General features: G+C 70.1%; 2 protein-coding genes. Both read right to left on the reverse strand.

Features of this window, described 5'->3' with window-relative positions; genetic code table 11:
• Positions 1-1,309: type I polyketide synthase (locus ACGFYY_RS42300; protein WP_393717970.1), on the reverse strand; the 1,309-nt coding region annotated here is incomplete at its 3' end.
• Between the two features lie 93 nt (positions 1,310-1,402).
• A partial coding sequence (locus ACGFYY_RS42305; RefSeq protein ID WP_393717972.1) for a phosphopantetheine-binding protein occupies positions 1,403-2,275 on the reverse strand: 873 nt, incomplete at its 5' end.

A 2,275-nucleotide genomic window follows, 5' to 3' on the forward strand; every position in this document is an offset into this window, starting at 1 on the left:
CCTCGGTGGTCTCCCACGGCCGGTTCTCGGTGAGGAGTTCGACGGCGCCGGCGGTCCAGTCGACGTGGGAGGTCGGCTCGTCGACGTGCAGGGTCTTCGGCAGGATGCCGTGGCGCATGGCCTGGACCATTTTGATGATGCCGCCGACGCCGGCGGCGGCCTGGGTGTGGCCGATGTTCGACTTCAGTGAGCCGAGCCACAGGGGGCTGTTCTCGGGGCGGTCCTGGCCGTAGGTGGCGAGGAGTGCCTGGGCTTCGATGGGGTCGCCGAGTGTGGTGCCGGTGCCGTGGGCTTCGACGGCGTCGACGTCGGCGGGGGTGAGCCTGGCGTTGGCGAGGGCCTGTTGGATGACGCGCTGCTGGGAGGGGCCGTTGGGTGCGGTGAGTCCGTTGCTGGCGCCGTCCTGGTTGATGGCGGTTCCTCGTACGACGGCCAGTACGTGGTGTCCGTTGCGACGGGCGTCGGAAAGCCGCTCGACCAGCAGCATGCCGACACCCTCGCCCCAGCCGGTGCCGTCCGCCGACTCGGCGAACGACTTGCACCGGCCGTTCATGGCCAGCCCGCGCTGGCGGGAGAAGCCGACGAAGGTGGCGGGGGTCGCCATCACCGTGACACCGCCGGCGAGGGCGTAGTCGCACTCGCCGGAGCGCAGTGCCTGGACGGCCCAGTGCAGGGCGACGAGCGAGGACGAGCAGGCGGTGTCCACCGTCACCGCCGGACCCTCCAGCCCCAACGTGTACGACACCCGACCCGACGCGATGCTGCCCGCGTTGCCGTTGCCTATGAAACCTTCGAGGTCGTCCGGCACATCGCGCAGGCGCTGGAGGTGGTCGTAGTACATCAGGCCGGTGAAGACGCCGGTGCGGGATCCGCGCAGGGTGGTGGGGTCGATGCCGGCGTGCTCGACGGCCTCCCAGGAGGCTTCCAGCAGGAGTCGTTGCTGGGGGTCCATGGCGAGGGCCTCGCGGGGGCTGATCCCGAAGAACGCGGGGTCGAACTCGGCCGCTTCGTAGAGGAATCCGCCCTGGTCGGTGTACGAGGTTCCGGGGTGGTCCGGGTCGGGGTGGTAGAGGTTCTCCAGGTCCCATCCGCGGTCCTCGGGGAAGCCGCCGATGCCGTCACGGCCCTCGGCGACCAGGTTCCACAGGCCCTCGGGGTCGGTGACACCACCCGGGTAACGGCAGGCGATACCCACGATCGCCACCGGCTCGTGGAACCGGTCCTCGGCCTGCCGCAGCCTTGAACGCACCTGCTTGAGTTCCTCGGCCGTCCGGGCCAGGTACTGCCGGAACTTTTCCTCGTTGGACATCTGCGCCTCGCTCATTCCTACGTCGCATCGCCTGAAAGCATCGGGGGGCGTCGCCCGCGGAACGCTCCGCGGGCAACGCCGAACAGCACGTGTCTAGAGGTCGAGTTCCTCGTCGAGGAACTTGAAGAGCTCGTCGTCCGTCGACCCGAGCAGCGACCCCGACTGGGCGGCTCCGCCGTCCGCGGCTTCCGCCTCGCTGTGCTGGGAGAAGAGGTCGCGCAACCGCTCCCTCGCCTGGACGAGATCGACCTCGCCGGGGCTGATGCCGGCCAGGATGGACTCGATACCCGCGATCTGCCGGAACAGCAGCTCGCTCGCGGACGCCTGCCGCGGACCGAGCGTCCGCGTCAGGTATCCGGCCAGCTCCCGGGGGGTCGGGTAGTCGAACACCAGGGTGCTGGGCAGTTTCACCCCGGCGATCTCACTCAGCCGGTTGCGGAGCTCCACCGCGATGAGAGAGTCGAAGCCCAGCTCCTGGAAGGACCGGTCCGCGCCCACCGACTCCGCCGACGCATGGCCCAGCCCGGCCGCCACTTCACCGAGGACGACGGCCAGCACCGCGTCGAACCGGTCTTCCTCGGGCATCGCCTCGAGCTGTCGGACCAGGCCGCCGCCGGCCGCGGCTCCCGCCGCACCGACGGCGCTGCGCCGTCCGGTGGACACCAGCTTGCGAAGAACCGGCGGGACCACCGCCGGACGCACCGCGAAGTTCAGGCGCATCGGCAGCATGACCGCCTCGCCCACCCGGCCCGCGAGATCGAACAGAGCCATGCCGTCCTCCGATCCCAGGGGCAGAACACCCTGGCGGGAGATGCGTGAGCGGTCGGCTTCGCCGAGGGTGGCGGTCATGCCGCTGTTCTGTTCCCAGAAGCCCCAGGCGAGTGATTGGGCGGGGAGGTCGTGGGTGTGGCGGTGTTGGGCGAGGGCGTCGAGGAAGGAGTTGGCGGCGGCGTAGTTGGCTTGTCC

Source organism: Streptomyces sp. NPDC048331 (assembly GCF_043201215.1).
Taxonomy (GTDB): Bacteria; Actinomycetota; Actinomycetes; order Streptomycetales; family Streptomycetaceae; genus Streptomyces.